General features: G+C 31.9%; 1 protein-coding gene and 1 pseudogene. Both read left to right on the top strand.

Translation table 11 applies throughout. The annotated features are described in order from the left end of the window. Positions 1 to 366: pseudogene (locus JCM14822_RS21120) on the top strand (hypothetical protein); the annotation flags it as partial. A gap of 24 nt (positions 367 to 390) precedes the next feature. After that, positions 391 to 723, top strand: a complete 333-nt coding sequence (locus tag JCM14822_RS18745) for a transposase (RefSeq protein WP_054744168.1) — start codon at positions 391 to 393, stop codon at positions 721 to 723. The last annotated feature ends 203 nt before the right edge of the window (positions 724 to 926 follow it).

Raw genomic sequence — 926 nt, 5'->3', positions numbered from 1 at the left:
TGCTATTTAGCAGAAGGACATAAAAATGAAACAATCTATAGAACACGTGATAAAGATGCTATAACTAAGTTAGAATGGCTATTAGGACATTCAACTGTTCCAAAGGATGGGAAGAGCCTTCATTCTGAAATACTTCAAAATCCAAGTGATCCAGATGCAACTTATAGAGAGAAATATAGTGGAAATGTAGGATATATTGCAAATCTAATAGAAAGTTTTAATGACAATAGTGGTGTTATTACACATTATGATCTTAAACCTAGCACCTATTCTGATATTAGATTTTGTGAAGATGTAATAGATGCTCTTGGTAAAGTGCCACAAGTCAATGTATTAGTAGATGGTACTTACTTTCTTATGAAATAGAGCAAAAGGCTAAAAACAAGGATCATGTTAAAACTAGGTCAATTAGTAGGAAAAGCGCCAGCACAGGAGAAATTACCATATAGTTCTTTTGAAGTAGATGAAGAAACGCAAAAAATAGTCTTATGCCCTAATAAGGAAATACCACAAATGAGCTATTTTAGTAAAAATAGCCATACAGCAAAATTTAAAAACGAACAATGTGAAAATTGTCCACTACGTAATCAATGCCCTAGCAAAAAAGAAAAAAAGGGCTGGTGTAGAAGGCATTCCTTCAGTCATTCGAAGAAAATATCAAGTAGATGCCATGCCAGTTCGTGGCTTTTTGCACTCAAAAATAGTGTTTGGCTTCAAAATTGAAGCATATAACTTCAATAAACTGCTAAGATATCTTAAGAAAAAAGGTATCTTAGCTTCGGATACAATTTTAAGTATAGCGATATATATATTTATTGGTAAAAAATCAAGTGCAATAGAGGATGTAAATAAATGTAACTATAATAAGACTTCAAAAACATTAGTTTTTGGGATCTAATCACATGATTATTCCAGCTAATGTAGTT

Origin of the sequence: Cellulosilyticum ruminicola JCM 14822 (genome assembly GCF_001311925.1) — a bacterium.
Classification (GTDB): Bacteria; Bacillota; Clostridia; order Lachnospirales; family Cellulosilyticaceae; genus Cellulosilyticum; species Cellulosilyticum ruminicola.
The sequence above is the reverse complement of the archived record's forward strand: the minus strand, read 5'-3'. Positions and strand labels throughout refer to the sequence as shown.